Here is a 16,628-nt window from a genome sequence, read left to right on the forward strand (position 1 = left end):
TCCGGTGCTCACGTACTTGAGTACGCTCCGCTCCGGTTCTCGAAATCACCATTTTCGCCAAGCCAGCACCAATTCTCGAACAGACTTTTACCGTTTGTGAAACAGAGCCGCTGAAAGGAGGTAACGACGTGACCATTCAAGCCATGCCCTATGCAAAAGCCATCTCAACACGGCTTTTGGCAGGAATTCCCGTCTTCCTCCTCGTCACCTTTGGTGCGACGGCGCTGTCCAGCCTTGCACCGGGATCACCGGCGCAGCTGATATTGGGTGATAATGCCACCGCTGAACAGGTGGCAGCCCTCAACCAGACCTATGGCTATGACCTGCCGGTTTGGGAACGCTATCTGAAATGGCTTGGCGATTTGTTTCACGGTGATCTTGGGCAAACGCTGTTTTCCCAACAGCCGGTTTTGCAGGTGGTGATGGATCGCGCCGCTGTTACCTTTGAAATCGCAGCCCTTGCCATGCTGGTGTCGATGCTTGGCATTCCGCTTGCTATGTTCACCGCAAGCCATCCCGGCAAGCTCACCGACCGGGTCTTACGCTCTGTGGCCTCTGTGGTGTTGGCCGTGCCAACGTTTGTGATCGTGGTTCTGTTGAGCTACCTGTTTGCGATCGTGCTGCGCTGGTTGCCTGCAACGGGTTGGGTCAATTTCTCTGAAAATCCGCTGGCCAATCTGTGGTATGTGGCCCTTCCAGTGCTGTGCCTCAGCCTGCACCAGACGGCCTATCTCTACCGTGTGGCCCGCAATGAATTCGTCACCACCCTTCAAGAAGATTTCATTCAGGTGGCGCGGGCCAAGGGCCTGCCGCTTGGCTATATCCTGTTTCGCCACGTGCTGCGTCCATCCATGCCGCAGATCCTTACCGTCATGGGCCTGTCGCTCACCTATATGCTGGCCGGCTCCTTTGTGGTTGAGAGCTATTTTGCCGTACCGGGCATTGGCTGGACTGTGCTCACGGCGGTCAAAAGCCACGATATTCCGCTGGTGCAGGCGATTTTGTCGCTCACTGTTGTGGTCTTCGTCACCATCTTCATGCTGGTGGATATCGGCTATGCCATCATCGATCCACGGGTTAATGTCACATGAGCACGCCCGGCACTCCTTCACCATCAATGGCAGATAAGAACAGCGACCTGAGCGCGATTGTGCGAGCCAATATGCCATGGTCGGCCAGATTGCGGCTGCCGGGTGCAAGCCCCTTTGAGCTGGTTGCGCTCGGCTTTCTGATCCTGCTGGTGCTGACCGCGATTTTTGTCAATTTCATTCCGGGACTTGTCAGCCCCAGATTCCCCTACGGCGATTTTTCCCAGCCGCCAGAATGGTCATTAAACGGGCTTCTGGGAACCGATGATATCGGCCGCAGCATCCTGTCGCGCGTGCTCTATGGGGCGCGGGCATCGTTGATGATTGTTGGCGTCGCCACCTGTATTTCAGTGTTCGCTGGCCTGTTGTTGGGCATGCTCGCAGGCTTCTATCGAGGCATTTTTGAGCGCATGGTTGATCTTTACGCTAATACAATGTCGGCTCTGCCGTCCATTCTGGTGGTACTGGCCTTCGTGACGGCCACAGGACCCTCGGTGCTGACGATTATGCTCACCCTTGGCATTCTCGATATCGGCACTTACGCCCGTGTTGCCAAGGCGGGTGTGATTTCCCAGAGCAACCGGGACTATGTTCTCGCCGCCCGCGCCATGGGGGCAAGAGATAGCCGGATTCTGCTGAAGGAAATTCTGCCCAATCTGGTCCCGGCGCTCACCGCCGTCATGCCCACCTTGATGGCGGGCCTGATCATCACCGAAGGTTCGTTGAGCTTTCTCGGCTACGGCATTCCGGCCCCGGCCCCCAGTTGGGGCGGCATGATTGCCAGCTCCACCGATCTGTTAAGCCGCTTTCCGTTACTGATCCTTGGCCCCGTGATGGCCATTGTTCTGACGGTCTATGCGCTGAACACCGTGGGGGATTATTTCGCCCAGCGTCTCAACAGCCGCGAGAGGGAGAGCTGATATGGGCAGTGAAACCAGCCAGCTTCCTATCCTGTCTTGCGAGCGCATGTCCTGCACAATTGCGGCAAAACCTGCCCCTTTGCAGGTGCTGCACGATATCAATTTTTCTGTTCCCCGGCGCACAACACTGGGCATTGTTGGTGAGTCCGGTGCTGGAAAATCCATGCTGATCAAGTCCATCATGGGCATTGCACCAACACCGGTGCGGGTTGAAGGGCGCATCGTTCTGGATGGAATTGATCTCTCGACCTTGAAGCCCAAAGCCCGCAGCCAGATGATTGGCCGCAAGGTTGGCATCGTCTTTCAAAATCCGATGACCTCGCTCAATCCCTTTGCATCCATTGGGCGGCAGATTGAAGAAGCTGGCCGGTTTCATCTGGGCCTCAGCCGCGCGCAGGCGCAGGAACGAGCCATTGAGCTTTTGACGGTGGTTGGCATTGCCGATGCCAAGGATTGCTATGGATATTTCCCGCACCAATTCTCCGGTGGCATGAAGCAACGCATCATGATTGCAACGGCCCTGATGTGTCATCCCGATCTGCTGATTGCTGATGAAGCCACCACCGCCCTTGATGTGACCGTGCAAAAGGAAGTTCTCGACCTTCTGCAAATCCTTCAGGAAGAGCGGCAGATGTCGATGATATTGGTGTCGCACAATCTGGGCGTTGTGGCTGGACGCACCGATAACATTTTGGTGCTCTACGGCGGCCATATCGTGGAAGCGGGGCCGACAGCAGAGGTGTTTCGCAATCCGCGCCATCCCTATACCGGGGCACTGCTTTCGGCCATGCCAAGGATGGATCAGCCAGCCCATGCGCGGCTGCACACCATTCCCGGCCAGCCGCCCAGCCTTGCTAACCAGCCAAAAGGCTGTCCGTTTGCACCGCGTTGTCCGTCAGCGCAGGGGCCTTGCCATGACACCATGCCGCCAATGACCACAGATGGCGATCATCACTTTGCCTGTCATTTTCCGCTGATTGAAGCCTCTGCATTGCGGGAGGTTTCCCATGGTTGAGCCGCTGTTGAACGTCTCCGGCCTGTCCGTCGATTTTTCGCGTGGCGGTAAAATGATGAAGGCCGTTGATAACGTGTCTTTCTCTTTGGCTCCGGGCGAAACGCTTGGTCTTGTCGGCGAAAGCGGCAGCGGCAAAACCACCATCGGGCGGGCGCTGCTCAGGCTGTTGCCGCAGGCCGACACCCAATGGAAAGGTGCTGTAGACTATCAAGGCACTGACCTTGCCAAGCTCTCCAGCGGAGACATGCGGCGCATGCGCGGCAAGCTGCAAATGATCTTTCAAGACCCGCTCTCCTCCTTCAATCCACGTCGCCGGGTTGAGGATATTGTGGCCGAGGGCTTGGTAATCCAGGGCGTCGCAAAGCCTGAGCGCGACAGGCGCGTGCGTGCGGCGCTCAAGGATGTGGGTTTTGATCTGGATGCTGTTGCGGGCCGCACCCCGCATCAGTTCTCCGGCGGCCAGTGCCAGCGCATTGCTATTGCCCGGGCGCTGGCCGTGGAACCCGAGCTGATTGTCTGTGACGAGCCGGTGGCATCGCTGGATGTGTCGGTTCAGGCGCAGGTGATCAACCTGTTGCAGGACATCCGCGAAACCCGCAAGCTTGCGCTGATCTTCATCTCCCATGATCTGGCCGTGGTAAAAAATGTCAGCGACCGCGTGGCGGTGCTCTATCGCGGCAGGATCGTCGAGATCGGTTTGGGCGAGGCCATTTATGCGCTCCCCGCCCATCCCTATACGCGCACATTGCTGGAGGCCGTGCCTGTCGTTGATGCCAGCAGGAAAGTGACGCCAGAGCGCAAGCGTATGGAAGTGCCATCCAGAAACCAGCCGCTCAGTGGCTGCGCTTTTAGGACCCGATGCCCGCGTGCCACGGAGCTTTGCACCAATAAAGAGCCGGTGCTGCGTTTGGCACTTCGGGGGCAGATGGTTGCCTGTCACCACCCGCATGATCAACCGGTATCAGCATGAGGTGGCGGTGATGAAAAATGCTGATGATTTTGCAAACAATGCCTGGACAGCCATGTGCAATCTCTATCGCGCACCGAAAGTCGCGCAGTTTTGTGTTCGCTTGCAGGATGCTTACGGCATTGATGTGCCGCTGTTGTTGCTGCTGTTTTATGCCGATCAGCAAGGAATCGGCACGGATATCCAAGATTTGAATGCATTCCTGACGGATGCGACTTCATGGCGTGAGGATGTTGTGAAGCCGCTACGGACCATACGTCAGGGCATGAAGGGCCGCTACACGGAGCATGATGAGGTTCAGCTCCGTACGGCTATCAAGGCATTGGAATTGCAGGCGGAACAGGTCCATGTCTCACGCCTCGCCCGCAGTTTTATGTTGCATGCAAAACCAACAGGCACGAGCCGGATGTGTGGGGCTTATCTCCTTGGCTGCTGCGTACCGGAGGACGAGTGCGTAGAGGCGCTTCTGGTTTTTCAAACCGCAGCCGATGGCTCACAGATTCAAGAACATGACGAAGGAAGAAGGCTGTTATGAGTGACTTCGACAGAGTGGTGCGCGGAACCCTCGTGACCGAGGACGGGATCACTGAAAATGGCTTTGTGGCCATTCGCGACGGTATCATCGCAGCCCTTGGAAGCGGTTCGGCTCCAGCGGCCAGAGAGGTCGATGATTTCGGCTCGGCGCTGATTCTGCCCGGCATCATTGATGGGCAGGTTCATTCCCGCTCGCAAAAAGATCAGGAGGATTTTATCTGGTCCACCCGATCCGCTGCGGCAGGTGGCGTCACCACAATCGTTGACATGCCCTATGACGCAGGCGGAAAATTGATCTGCACGGCGGAGCTTTTGACGGAAAAGGCCGAAAGCGCTGCCGAGCAGGCCCGCGTGGATTTTGCGCTCTACGGCACCATTCGCCCCTCTGATGGCCCAAAGCATATTGCTGAGATGGCAGAGGCCGGGGCCGCAGGCTTTAAATTTTCAACCTTTGAGACCGATCCAAACCGTTTTCCGCGCATTCCAACGCCACTGCTCTATGCCGCCTTTGCTGAAGTGGCCAAGACCGGATTGATTGCCGGTGTTCACAACGAAAATGACGAATGCGTCAAGGTCTGGAGCGAGGCGGTGAAGGCCTCAGGTCGCACCGACTATCTGACCCACGGCGAAAGCCGCCCGCCGATTGCCGAAACACTGGCTATCGCTGAAGTCTATGAAATAGCCGCAGCCACCGGATGCCCGGCCCATATCGTGCATTGCTCGGTTGGGCGCGGCTATGAGCTCGCGCAAGCCTACCGCGCCCAAGGTGTGGACGCGACCATTGAGGCCTGCATCCATTACCTCGTGTGTAGCGAGGAGGAAGACGTGTCGCGTCTGCTGGGTCGCGCAAAATGCAATCCGCCCATTCGATCCGGCAAAGAGCGGGAAAAACTCTGGCAGCATTTGGCTGCGGGCCATATCACCATCGTTTCCACCGATCATGTATCATGGAGCCTTGCGGCAAAATCCGCGACTGTGATGCTGGAAAATTCTTCCGGCATGCCGGGTCTTGAGGTGCTCGCAAGCCTGCTGCTGGACGGGCTGACAGATCGCGGCCTGCCGCTCACCCATGCGGCAAAACTGCTTTGCGGCAACCCAGCCCGGCTGTTTCGCCTGACGGCGCAAAAAGGCGCGCTGGCTATAGGGCTGGATGCCGATATTGCCGTCTTTGCAGAGCGGCCAAGAATTTACGATGCGGCGGCCAGCGGCCATAACGTGGTGGGTTGGAGCCCCTATGAGGGCAAGCGTATCCGCCACACGGCTATTGCAACCTTCCTGCGCGGCCAGATGATTTATGACGGCAAGGATGTTCTGGCAGCACCCGGAACGGGCCGCTTTATCAAGCCCACCCGCGCCCTATCAAAAGTAGCTTGATCCAATGGCCAATATGCAATCCGTTCCCAGTGTTGACCGCACAAAGCTGCAAGCCGATTTCGATGCGCTGGCAGCCCTGACAGAGCCGGGCCGCCCTTGGACACGCCGCTCTTTCACGCCCCTGTTTCTTGACGGTCGCGCTTATCTCAAAACCCGCTTTGAGGAGGAAGGTCTGAGTGTTCGTCTGGATGCCGCTGGCAATCTGATTGGACGATGGGAGGGCGCTCAACGTCATGCGCCCGTGTTGATGACTGGCTCGCACAGCGACACCGTGCCCAGCGGCGGGCGGTTCGATGGTGTCGCCGGTGTATTATCCGGGCTTGCAGCCATTCGGGCGCTGCGGCTTGCCGGTTATAGGCCGCAACATCCCATTGAACTGGTCGATTTTCTTGCCGAAGAACCAAGTGATTGGGGCCTGTCCTGCATCGGCAGCCGGGGTATGGCGGGGGCCTTGACCGACCATCATCTTGCTTTGCTTGGGCCCAATGACGAACCATTGCGCGAGGCGATAGACCGGATTGGCGGCAATGTCTCACAGCTTTCCAGCGCCCGCCGCGACGACATTGCCAGCTATCTGGAAATCCACATTGAACAAGGGCCGGTGCTGGAGGCAAAGCATATCCCGATTGGCGTTGTGACCGCCATTGCCGGTATTGGGCGTGTCAAAGTGCGTTTTGAGGGCATCGCGGGCCATGCCGGAACCTCGCCCATGGATATGCGGGCGGATGCCGCTCTGGCCATGGCGCGGTTTGCGCTCTCCGTTCGGGATGCAGCTTATGCCGTGCAGGGCAAAGGGCATTTTACCGCCACCATCGGCGTGCTCACCATTGAGCCGGGCGGGGCCAATGTGGTGCCGGGCGCATCCGAGGCCATCGTTGATATCCGCGCCGAAGACGATGGCATGATGGATAGGTTCATTGAGGCGTTGGAGGGATTGGCCACCAAGGCGGCGACCGACGAGAAATGCCAGGTTTCACTGTTTGAGCGCTTGAGCAAGACGCGGGCCGTTGCCTGCGATGCCTCTCTCAGAAACATTCTGGAAAGCGCCGCCAGCGACCTCAATCTACCCACCCTGTCTCTTGCCTCTGGTGCGGGCCATGATGCGGCATTCATGGCCCAGATCACCAAATCAGCAATGATCTTTGTGCCGTCTCGCGATGGCAAAAGCCACACCCCGGATGAGTGGACGGATAACGAAGCCATCGCGCTTGCCGCCGATGTGCTCGTTCGCGCCCTTGTCCATCTGGATAACAACACGCCTTAGAGTTTGTCAGGGAAAAGTGGTCACCGGTTTTCCCGAAAAGACAAACTCAAACAAATGTCTGACGCTGCGGTGCCAGATCAATATGCATTTCAAATGAAGGACTGACCTATGACAACGATCATACTGGACGGCGACAGCCTCACCATCAAGCAAACGGTGCAGATCGCCCGCGAAAACGCACAGGTTGAGATTGGAGCCGCTGCACGGGCCGAAATCATCAAAAAGCGCGCCTATATCGAAGAAAACTGGCTGACGGAAAATGCACCGCCGACCTATGGCTTCAACACCGGCGTCGGCAAGCTCAAGGATTACAAGATCAATCAGGCCGATAATGAGCAGTTTCAGCTCAATATCGTGCTGTCCCATTGCTCCGGCATTGGCGAACCGGCATCGGAGGAAATCGTTCGTGCCATGATGGCCGTGCGCATCAATGCCTTTTGTGTTGGTGTTTCGGGTCTGCGCATTGAGGTGGTTGATCGTCTCGTACAGATGCTCAACAGCGGCGTTCATCCGGTGGTGCCAATCCAAGGCTCTGTCGGTGCCTCCGGCGACTTGGCTCCGCTTGCCCATATGGTGTCTGTGCTGATTGGTTATGAGGATGCAGAGGCCATCTACAAGGGGGAGCGCATGTCCGCTCCAAAGGCGCTTGAACTGGCAGGCATCAGCCCGGTATCTTTTGAGCTGAAGGCCAAGGATTGCCTGGCGCTCATCAATGGCAACAGTCTGTGTGCAGGCATGGGTGCACTGACACTGAATGATGCCGAAGACCTGATGAAAACCGCAGACGCGATTGGTGCTTTGAGCCTCGAAGCAATCCGTGGTGAGCAGGCCGCATTTGACGCCCGTATCCACGAAGTGCGCAAGCAACCGGGCCAAATCCTGACGGCAGAAAACATCCGCCGCATGGTCGAAGGCTCACGCCGCGCCTCAGAGTCAGCCCGCGCCGTTCATCTCGAAGATGATATCCTGCACCCAACCTATCACCCACGCGTTCAAGACCAATATTCCTTCCGCTGCCTGCCGCAAGTGCACGGCAGCTGCCGCGATCAGCTTGAGCATGCCAAGACCGTGCTGACGCGCGAGCTCAACGCCGCCACCGACAATCCACTGGTGTTCTGGAATGAAAATGGCGCGCTGGAATTCCTCTCTGGCGGCAATTTCCATTGCGAACCGATTGCCTTTGCGATGGATCTGCTGGCCATCGCCCTAATTGAAATCGGCAATATCTCCGAGCGGCGGTTGTTTGCCCTGTGCGATACCACGCTGAATTACGGTCTGCCGCCAAACCTTGCTGGCAAGCCCATTGGCCTTAACTACGGCTACGGCATTATTTCCACCGCCGCCGCCGCCGTGGCGTCTGAAAACAAGACGCTGGCCTTCCCATCTGTCGCCGATACCATCCCCACCAAGAGCAGTCAGGAAGACCATGTTTCCATGGCGGCTTGGTCGTGCCGCAAGGCGCAGCAGGTGCTGGATAATCTGCCAAAAATCATCGGCGTTGAGTGCTTGCTGGCCACCAAGGCAATTTTCCTAACCCGCCATGCACTGGGCAGCTTCAAACTCGGACGTGGCACACAACCACTTTATGACGCGCTGGCCGCCGTCATCCCGCTGCAGGATGGAGATGGCTATATGCAAAAGCAGATCAAACCAGCTTTTGCCATGGTCACCGAAGGCAAGGTTCTGAATGTGGTCGAAACCGCCATTGGCCCTCTTCGCTGAGACGATCTGAACCATGGGCGAGGCATTTAGCCTCGCTTACGGTTCAGTTGGCCTCGTAACGTTTACCGGACGTCGATCAAAATGAGGGACCTGGCTGCATGACCAGATTTGCCCTTGATCCACTTTATCGTCGCCACCGATTTCCAGCCGAGGTGATTGCTAATGCGGTTTGGCTCTATTTCAGGTTTCCGCTCAGCCTGCATATGGTCGCGGATCTGCTGGCGGCGCGTGGCATCATCGTCTCTCATCAAACCGTGCGGCTCTGGGCTGAGAAATTCGGCAGACACTTTGCCAATGATTTCCGCAAGCGATCTGCCGGCAGGCTCGGTGATAAGTGGCATCTCGATGAGGTTGTCATCACCATCGGTGGAAAGAGACACTTTCACCTTTTCGCGTCCATCTACGACCCGATCGCAAACCGGGCTTGTCGCAAATTTTCGGGCTTAAAGGTATTTTGACCAGAGGTATGGAGTTTGCTGCTCCGAAAGTTGCGGAGCGAGCCCATGATTCTGAATGCTATTGCCGAGTAGCTGATCCGGGTAAAGAAGAACATGCCAAAGATCAGTGGCTTCCAATCCTTCAACACGGCGCGGCGAACCATCGCGCGCTCCGAATATGTTTGCGACAAGCCCGTTTGTCATGCGTATCGGCACCGGCCCCCCCCCGCCGATTTACACGTGGCTCTCTTTCAGCGTCAGCAGCCAGACGGCGACGTCGCAGAAGGTGCTAGTCGCTCGTCCCGGCTCGGCAACCATCCAGTCACCCAGGCGGCTCGCCAGCGAGACGAAGCCGGCAGCGGTGAGCCTTGCCTTCAGCGGCTTGCCCACAGCCTCGCGATGGGCGCGTGCCCTGCTACCTGCATGGATCGAACCGCTCAACAACCGTTCCACCTCGTCGAGAATATCCGACTGCTGACTGACCTGACGTGGTGTGACCGTCGCCATCATTTCCTCCGGCGTATCGAGATCCGGGACGATGAAGCGGTCGGCGGACAGCGACCATGGTTCGCAGACAAGCGCATCGCCATCGAGGCGCACAGGGCCGGCGATATAGCGAATGCGGCCCCAGCGCCCTTCCATTGCCGCTGCCAAAACGCCGGTTGCGGCTGGCGCGCCGGCATCGAATTCCCGCTCCAGGTGAAGCGTGCCGCCCTCATTGGCAAGGCGGACGGCGCCTTCCCAGATCTGCGCGCCGGCGGACCAACTCTGCCCCAGGGCTTCCTCGACCTCGAATACGTGGATGTCGTCCACCCGTTTGCGCGGCCGGATCAGTGAAATCGCCCGCTTTGAGAAGTCGGATGTCACGGCATCAACATGGCGGGCGGCCAGCGGCGAAGCGAAGGTAAAATTGCCGTTGCGCGGCATCACCTGGGTTTTGCCGCCGGTGCCGCTGCCCAGCGCCAGCAGCCCATCGGCCCGCCGCCGGGCGACGCTGGTCAGGATCTGGCCGCGTCCCACTCCCAGCACCGGCAGGCCGGGTGAGAATTGACGCCGTAAAACCGATGCCTGTAGCGGGCCGGTCTCGTTGGGCAGGGCGGAGAACAGTCGTTCCAACAGCATCGTGGCGCCGGTGTCGCTGTCGGCGAGAAGCACCGAGGCCCTGACATCCAGGCCCTCCTGCCGCAGCCTGCCACCGAGCGACACCAGGCGCGATTTCGACATGGCGGTTTCGAACGGTTCGCCGAGCCCGAGCGCGGTTGCGGCATCGCTGGCCTTAGTGCGAGCCACGAGTTCAACGCCGAGGCGAAGTGCGGCCCGCTCGTCATAGCGTGCACTCCGGGCGCTATAGCTTTCGATCTGCTCCACCAGCCCTTCGAGGACCAGCAGCATCTGCGACGCGCCAAGCTTTTCGGCCTGTCGGCGGCAGCGTTCGATCAGCAGTGCATGGGCCGTCAGGCCCGCAGTCACCCCGACGTCCAGAAGCTGGGCAAGAAGCTCGGTGCAGGCGGTCGCCAGCGCCCCTGTGTCGGCTGTGCCTGCCGCAATGGCCGATGCGCCCCCGACCACGGCTTCCGACGTGTCGTCGGCAGCACGAAAAGCGCGGATCGCGAGCGCCACGTGAACGCAGTTCCGCTGCTGGATACAGTCGCAGCGAGCATAGCCGAGGTCACCGGGTACAAGAAACCGGACGCTTGCCATCGGCAGCCTTGCAGCAGGCACTTGGCCGTAGACGAGCCGAACCGAATGGCGGGTCCCGAGCAGACGATTGAGCTCGGCCTTTGCTGAGGGGGCGAGGGCGGCTTCAAAACCCTCGAGATCGAGCGCGGCAGGGTTCCAAGCGACGGCAACGTCCGGCTGTCCGTCCCTGTCTTGCGTCCGCGTCTCTCGGCAAGCCATGGCCAGCATCACCCGGTGGCGGCAGACGCCGGAAGACGGGCAGGTGCAACTGGCGTCGGCAAGCTCACGTCCGGGTGCCAGCCGGGTCAGCGTACCGTCGGCAAACCGAGCCTCGATCGTACCGTCATCGAGTTCGGCAAGCTCAGGTCCGGTGCCGTTTGCAAGCTCTCGCTGCGCACGCTTGACCAGCCCGGCATTGGAAAGCTGGGTCAGGCCGTCATCGGTCAATGCGTTGAGATCGGCGCGTGCCATTTCTAGCGTCCGATCTTGGCGGCCAGCCAGCCGGCCAGCTCGCCGGGGGTCATGGCGCCGACTTCGGCGCCGGCGCTGACCAGACGACGCGCCATCTCCCGGTCAAAGGCCGGCTCGGCGTCTGAATCGAGCGCTGCCAACCCGAGCACCAGCGTGCGCTGTGCCGTTAGTTCGGCCACTCTTTGCAGCAGCATCGCCTCGCTTGCGCCCTCGTAGAAATCCGAGATCAGAATCACGATCGCATTCTCCGGCTGGGTGATCAGATCTGCGGCATAGCCGACCGCTCTTTGGATATCCGTTCCGCCGCCGAGCTGTACCTTCATCAGCAGTTCGCAGGGATCATCGACATCGCTCGTCAGGTCGACCACGCTGGTGTCGAAGGCGACGAGGTGAGTTTTCACCCCGGGCAAGCCCAAGAGGCAGGCCGCCGTCACGGCGGAATGGATGACGGAGTCGAGCATAGACCCGCTCTGGTCGACCAAGAGGATCACCTGCCATTGCTTCATATGTCGGCGGTTGCGGGCAAAGAAATGCAGCCTCTCTACGGTCAGCTGTCGACTTTCGGCATTGTAGTGTTTGAGATTATCCTTCAGAACACGACGGAAATCGAGATCGCTGGCGATCTTGAAACGGCTGTGGCGCCGCCGATCAACGACGCCGGAAAAGGCGACCGCCATCTCCCGCGACAGCTTTTCCATCAGCTGGCGCACGACCTCCTGCACCAGCTTGCGTGCCATCACAAGGATGTCAGGCGACATCAGGTGCTTGGTCCGCAGAACCGCCTTCAGCAGTGTCTCGTTGGGTTCGGCCCGCGACAGGACGTCGGGATTGGTCACGATGTCATCGATGGCATAATGCTCGATCGCATCGCGCTCCAGCCGCTCGATGGTTTCCTTGGGAAACAGCCGATGGATGTCGTTGATCCATTGCGGCGTGGTGAGGGCGGAGGGACCGCGCCCGCCCTGACGGCTGATATTGCGGGCGCCGTCCTCATCATCACGGCCGTAGAGCCAGTCGAGAGCTGCATCCATGGCCATGGCATCGCCCGACATCGTGCAGCCGGCAGCGCTGCAGGCAGCGTCCGACGCCTCGCCCAGGATAAGGCGCCAGCGGGTGAGCGGGTCAAGTGCTGCGGCTTGGCTCATTTCACAGCCGTCTCGGCCAACAGCGCCAGGCCGCGCAGCAATTCGCTGACGGTCACCGCATCAAGCTCGTCGAACTTGCGCTCGCTGGTCTTGGTGCGTGCATAGGGCTGTTCTAGCGATAGTTTGCCAAGGGTCTGCTCCTTGTCCTCCCAATCGCCGCCACCGGTAAAGATGCCGTCGGAGAAATAGAACATCGCGGCATGCGTGCTGCCGTCGGGAAACTGTACAGGCCGCTCCAGCCACCAGATGCAGCCGCTATCCTGGGGTGCGCCGAGCCGCCAGCCGCGCGCGGCCATTCCCCTAAGCCGCGGAGACTCGACTTTTAGGCCCTCGAAGCGGCTGATTTCGCTGGTATCCTTCTCGGTCTCCAGCAGCAGGTGGATTTCGCGGCCGAGCTGCGGGAAGGGCTGTGAGATCTCATAATCGCCGAACAGCGCTCCCCAGGCATCGAGCCCGCCTGCTGGCAGATGCAGCGGATGCACGAGCCCGATGAAGCCTGTCGCCTGCGCCGAGAAATCGAGATCGAGCGTGTCGTCCTGCGCGTCAGTGACGGACAGATCGTCAGAGACCCGGAAGATCGTCGTCGGCGCAGTGGAGGGATCATGGTCGGCATACACTCCCCATACAAGTCGCTGGGTCAGGTGACGGATCAGCGGATGGCTGGCAAAGAAGGTCCAGAACACCTCCGGCGCGGCGCGGCGCGATGTGGACAGCATGTTTTCCAGCCGTGTGATCTGCAGGCTGGAGATGGCGCGGGCATCCTTTTTTAGCGCTGCCCAGCGCTTGGTTGCCTCCGCCGCCAGTTCCTGGTCGTCCGACTTGATCGGCTTCGGCAGGTCCTTGAGCCGCTTGCCGGTCTCGTCCTTCACCCAGGGCTTGAGGAATTCGTCGAAGCCGACGCGGAAGCGCCGGTCGCCGAAGATGAGATCCATGCCGCCGCGATCATCGAGATCGAGATCGGGCGCCAGCCGGTCTGCCAGTTCTTCCGGCGTCAGCTCGCGGGCTTCGGCCAGCACCGCGATTTTTTCACGGGCCTTTTCCTGCAGGCCCTTGAACTTCAATTTTTCAGCGATGCCATTGAGGTTCATCAGTGCCACGTCGGTGCCGATGTCGGCAAGCACGTCGAGGCCCGTCACGGCGCGTGCGTGGGCGGCCTCGCCTGGCCATTTGCGGATCAGGCGGGTCAGCTTGCGGGCGCATTCGTCGTCGCCCATCCAGCCCACGGCCCTGAGCGCCCAGCCATCCTTGGAGGGAGCGCCATCGGCCAGCCAGGCGGCAAACATGTCCCAGGCAAACCCGGCAAGGCTTTCCGGCGTGGTGAGCTCCTTGACGATATCGATGCCGCCGTAAATCCCCTCCGGCGTGCTGAAGGACAGCATTTCGGCGATTGCGGCCATAGCCTCGTCAGACAAAGCGCCGCCCTGCTTCAGCAACGGCCGCGTCATCGCCGCTGGCTTGAACCAGGTGGGCAGCTTGGCAATGCGCGCCGGATAGCGCTGCAGCGGATCGCGATCAAGAACCTCCGAAACCGCCTCGGGCACCTTGGCGTCCTGGGTGGTATAGTCTTGGGCCACGGCTTCAATCGCCGCGCGTCCATCGTTGCGATCGCCGGCGATCCAGCGCAAGGCATGCTCGGCGGCCTCGCGCGCAATGCCCTTGTCGCCGACGGCGTCGGGGATCAGCCGGGTCACTGCCGTCTGCCGGTGCGTGCGCAGCCATTGCATGGCCGGAACACGAGCCTTCTTGAGCTTGAGCAGGGCGCGGGCCGCATGCGGCGCAATTTCCGCGGCGTCGACATCCTTGGCGCGGTCAATCATGCCGATCGGATCACCTTCAATCTGCCTCAGAAGGCCCGGCAGGCCGCGCTCGCCGAAACGGGCCATCATGCGTGGATAGACGTCATCGGCGTAATAACCGGTCGCGACGCCCGGGCAGCTCCACAGCACCAGTGCCAACGCATCCGGTTGACGGTCGATACCGGCAAAAAGCGTGTTCCAGCCACTTGAATTGATCGCATAGGATTTCGCGCGATGAATCTGCATCACGCGCTCGTAGATAAAGCCTAGCACATCGCCTTCGTCGTCACCGCGCTGGGGCAAACGCCTCGATCGGGCCGGAACGCCGTACCAGTCCGGGAAGGGCTTGGCTTCGAATTCCGCGATCAGTTCGATCAGTTCGTCGGTATTGGCGATAACCTTCGCCTGGGATATCCGCCAGTGGTTTTCGTGGCCGGGAGGCCCATCGGGCTCGTAGCGGAACTGCGTCTCAGCCGGCTTGAGCGAAAGGACGAGATCGTCGCTCTTCTTCGCCTTCTTGCGCCATGGCGGGTCTTGCAGAACCGCAGGCAGCGCATCGTTCCCGGCGAGCGTCACATTCTGCGCCTCCAACAGGCGGTCGAGCTGGCTCAGTGCTTTATTGTTGCCTTGCAGCCATTGCTTCAGCGTATCGGCAGGATAGCGCTTCGTCATGTCCAGAACGCGCGAGCGGATGACCGGATCGCTACGGCCGGCAGCGAGCGACGTGACATACTGCCGGAAGACATTCGCGGGATTGGCTTCGGTCGCCTCGTCAAGGGCGGCGCGGATCCATTTCTCATGCAAGAAGGGAAGCAGCAGGCCGAGCGCTGCGTCTTCGCCGGTCACCAGCACGATGCGCGCCACGAGCGTCCGCTGTGCATCGTAGGCATAGTGCAATAGCCATTCGAGCGCGGGCAGGGCTGACTCGCGATAGAGATCGGCAGCGCCAATGACGGTAGCTGCGATGTCTTCGAGAGGCAGGTCGAAATAGGTGTAATAGATGAAATAGGTGCGTTTCGTCCGCCAGCGCGCGACGGCAGAGGGCGGCGCCTCGGCGATCAGCGGCACCATTTCCAAGGTTGCACCGACATCAAGACCGCTGGCGGCTGCACCGTTCAGGACTGCGAGTGCCTTCAGATCATGGTCGCTGACCCTGTCGTCGCCGAGGACGAAGGCAAAATAGGCGCGACGTTTCCAATCCACCTGGTCATCGCAAGCCTGCATGAAGATATCGACGACCTGTTCGTATTCCTCCGCCGGAGCCTTCACAAGGGCGTCGCGCAAGGCAAGCGACAGGGCCGAGCTCCAGGCGGAATTTTCATAGCTGCGGCGCGCCTGGTTTTCGGTGCCGACAAGCGGCAGTGCCGCTTCTGCGACGATTGGCGCTCCAGATGTTCGCGCCAGCCAATGGAAGAAGTATCTTAGGCACAACAGGTCGACCGGGCGACTTTTTTCATCGCCCCCACCTAGGGTAATCGACAGCCGACTCGTCGCGTTCAGGATGTGGGTGATCCAGGTGCGGGCTTCTTCGACGCCCATGGATGCTTCCTGTTTGCCGCCGAGCTTGGATTTTAGCCAGCCGACCGCACCACCGCCAGCGGGTGCCTTCGGACCGTCCTCACCGAGACGCTCTTCCAGCCATTGAGCCGATGCCTTTTCCTTCTCGTTGGCCTTGGGAAGCGTGACCTGGAGCGTGTTCCGGAGTGCTTTCCAAGCATCTGCTTCCAGATAGTATGTCGTCTGCGGTTCAGTGCGCGTCGGAAGGGGATCGCCGAGCAGCTTTTCCAGCTCCTCGGAAGGCTCGATCATTATAGGGGCGGGGGCTGGAGCCGGTTCGGCGGGCGCCTCTGGTGGGGCTGCTGCTGGCGCTTCCGCTGACGTCACGGGGCGCTCGGCCAGCGCCAGCGCAGCCGCTTGCTGCACCGGCATTTCCTTCTTTTCGGCAGCCTCGGGCTCGGGTGTGGCGGTCTTGACGGGCGCGGGACCAGATCCGCTCAAGGCATAGCCCTTACCGGTCTTCTCCTTAACCAGCTTGTTCTTTTCCTTGATCGCCGCATCGACGCTGTCGAATTCCTTTTCCTTCGTCTGGCCCTGGGTACCGATGCGCCCGTAGGTGACTGTCAGGGTCGTTCCGTCAAGCGAGACCTGCCAGAATTTCGATGATGTGCCCTCAACGAGTTCGTAGCGTTCCATCCCTATCTCCTCATCTTTCTGG

Annotated in this window: 11 protein-coding genes and 2 pseudogenes; 10 read left to right on the forward strand and 3 right to left on the reverse strand. The window is 59.9% G+C overall.

Annotation, left to right across the window (positions count from 1 at the left end; translation table 11 throughout):
- Positions 1 to 143: 143 nt before the first annotated feature.
- From AVCG78_RS22775 to AVCG78_RS27355, 10 genes and pseudogenes are all read left to right on the forward strand, one after another.
- Positions 144 to 1,091 carry an ABC transporter permease gene (locus AVCG78_RS22775; protein ID WP_139191530.1) on the forward strand — a complete coding sequence of 316 codons (948 nt, stop codon included), beginning with the start codon at positions 144 to 146 and terminating at the stop codon, positions 1,089 to 1,091.
- Entirely contained in the window at positions 1,088 to 2,008 is a 921-nt protein-coding gene (locus tag AVCG78_RS22780) for an ABC transporter permease (protein ID WP_071206081.1), read from the forward strand. The genes AVCG78_RS22775 and AVCG78_RS22780 overlap by 4 nt, the downstream gene beginning before the upstream one ends.
- A 46-nt stretch (positions 2,009 to 2,054) precedes the next feature.
- The gene (locus AVCG78_RS22785) at positions 2,055 to 3,023 is read left to right on the forward strand and encodes an ABC transporter ATP-binding protein (RefSeq protein ID WP_234665175.1); all 969 of its coding nucleotides are present in this window, start codon (positions 2,055 to 2,057) and stop codon (positions 3,021 to 3,023) included.
- The gene (locus AVCG78_RS22790; protein WP_071206085.1) at positions 3,016 to 3,993 is read left to right on the forward strand and encodes an ABC transporter ATP-binding protein; all 978 of its coding nucleotides are present in this window, start codon (positions 3,016 to 3,018) and stop codon (positions 3,991 to 3,993) included. The genes AVCG78_RS22785 and AVCG78_RS22790 overlap by 8 nt, the downstream gene beginning before the upstream one ends.
- Positions 3,994 to 4,003: 10 nt before the next feature.
- The gene (locus AVCG78_RS22795) at positions 4,004 to 4,525 is read left to right on the forward strand and encodes a TIGR02444 family protein (RefSeq protein ID WP_081355465.1); all 522 of its coding nucleotides are present in this window, start codon (positions 4,004 to 4,006) and stop codon (positions 4,523 to 4,525) included.
- A complete protein-coding gene (locus AVCG78_RS22800) occupies positions 4,522 to 5,898 on the forward strand; it encodes a dihydroorotase (protein WP_071206089.1) in 1,377 nt (458 codons plus the stop codon). Before AVCG78_RS22795 ends, AVCG78_RS22800 begins: the two co-directional genes overlap by 4 nt.
- Before the next feature lie 4 nt (positions 5,899 to 5,902).
- Positions 5,903 to 7,162, forward strand: a complete 1,260-nt coding sequence (locus AVCG78_RS22805) for a Zn-dependent hydrolase (RefSeq protein WP_156583022.1) — start codon at positions 5,903 to 5,905, stop codon at positions 7,160 to 7,162.
- Positions 7,163 to 7,270: 108 nt separating this feature from the next.
- Complete coding sequence (locus AVCG78_RS22810) at positions 7,271 to 8,884, forward strand: HAL/PAL/TAL family ammonia-lyase (RefSeq protein ID WP_071585078.1); 1,614 nt, start codon at positions 7,271 to 7,273, stop codon at positions 8,882 to 8,884.
- Between the two features lie 98 nt (positions 8,885 to 8,982).
- Positions 8,983 to 9,267 (forward strand): annotated as a pseudogene (locus AVCG78_RS22815) (IS6 family transposase); the annotation flags it as partial.
- A gap of 153 nt (positions 9,268 to 9,420) precedes the next feature.
- A pseudogene (locus tag AVCG78_RS27355) lies at positions 9,421 to 9,504 on the forward strand (IS6 family transposase); the annotation flags it as partial.
- Positions 9,505 to 9,555: 51 nt separating this feature from the next.
- Here AVCG78_RS27355 and AVCG78_RS22825 read toward each other — a convergent pair.
- The 3 genes from AVCG78_RS22825 to AVCG78_RS22835 are packed head-to-tail and all read right to left on the reverse strand — an operon-like array spanning position 9,556 to position 16,606.
- Positions 9,556 to 11,472: an SWIM zinc finger family protein gene (locus tag AVCG78_RS22825; RefSeq protein WP_156583026.1), complete on the reverse strand. Its 1,917-nt coding sequence runs from the start codon at positions 11,470 to 11,472 to the stop codon at positions 9,556 to 9,558.
- A 2-nt stretch (positions 11,473 to 11,474) separates the two neighbouring features.
- Entirely contained in the window at positions 11,475 to 12,617 is a 1,143-nt protein-coding gene (locus tag AVCG78_RS22830; RefSeq protein ID WP_071206098.1) for a VWA domain-containing protein, read from the reverse strand.
- Positions 12,614 to 16,606 (reverse strand): WGR and DUF4132 domain-containing protein, encoded by a 3,993-nt coding sequence (locus AVCG78_RS22835; RefSeq protein ID WP_156601732.1) that lies wholly within the window; start codon positions 16,604 to 16,606, stop codon positions 12,614 to 12,616. Before AVCG78_RS22835 ends, AVCG78_RS22830 begins: the two co-directional genes overlap by 4 nt.
- Positions 16,607 to 16,628 lie beyond the last annotated feature (22 nt).

The organism is Gillisella vitis, assembly GCF_021559775.1.
In the GTDB taxonomy this organism is placed as follows: Bacteria; Pseudomonadota; Alphaproteobacteria; order Rhizobiales; family Rhizobiaceae; genus Allorhizobium; species Allorhizobium ampelinum.

Coding starts and splice junctions, on each gene's coding strand:
- AVCG78_RS22785 (WP_234665175.1), top strand. CDS start 2,055: ATGTCCTGCACAATTGCGGCAAAACCTGCCCCTTTGCAGGTGCTGCAC.
- AVCG78_RS22780 (WP_071206081.1), top strand. CDS start 1,088: ATGAGCACGCCCGGCACTCCTTCACCATCAATGGCAGATAAGAACAGC.
- AVCG78_RS22790 (WP_071206085.1), top strand. CDS start 3,016: ATGGTTGAGCCGCTGTTGAACGTCTCCGGCCTGTCCGTCGATTTTTCG.
- AVCG78_RS22800 (WP_071206089.1), top strand. CDS start 4,522: ATGAGTGACTTCGACAGAGTGGTGCGCGGAACCCTCGTGACCGAGGAC.
- AVCG78_RS22775 (WP_139191530.1), top strand. CDS start 144: ATGCCCTATGCAAAAGCCATCTCAACACGGCTTTTGGCAGGAATTCCC.
- AVCG78_RS22810 (WP_071585078.1), top strand. CDS start 7,271: ATGACAACGATCATACTGGACGGCGACAGCCTCACCATCAAGCAAACG.
- AVCG78_RS22795 (WP_081355465.1), top strand. CDS start 4,004: ATGAAAAATGCTGATGATTTTGCAAACAATGCCTGGACAGCCATGTGC.
- AVCG78_RS22805 (WP_156583022.1), top strand. CDS start 5,903: ATGGCCAATATGCAATCCGTTCCCAGTGTTGACCGCACAAAGCTGCAA.
- AVCG78_RS22835 (WP_156601732.1), bottom strand. CDS start 16,606: ATGGAACGCTACGAACTCGTTGAGGGCACATCATCGAAATTCTGGCAG.
- AVCG78_RS22830 (WP_071206098.1), bottom strand. CDS start 12,617: ATGAGCCAAGCCGCAGCACTTGACCCGCTCACCCGCTGGCGCCTTATC.
- AVCG78_RS22825 (WP_156583026.1), bottom strand. CDS start 11,472: ATGGCACGCGCCGATCTCAACGCATTGACCGATGACGGCCTGACCCAG.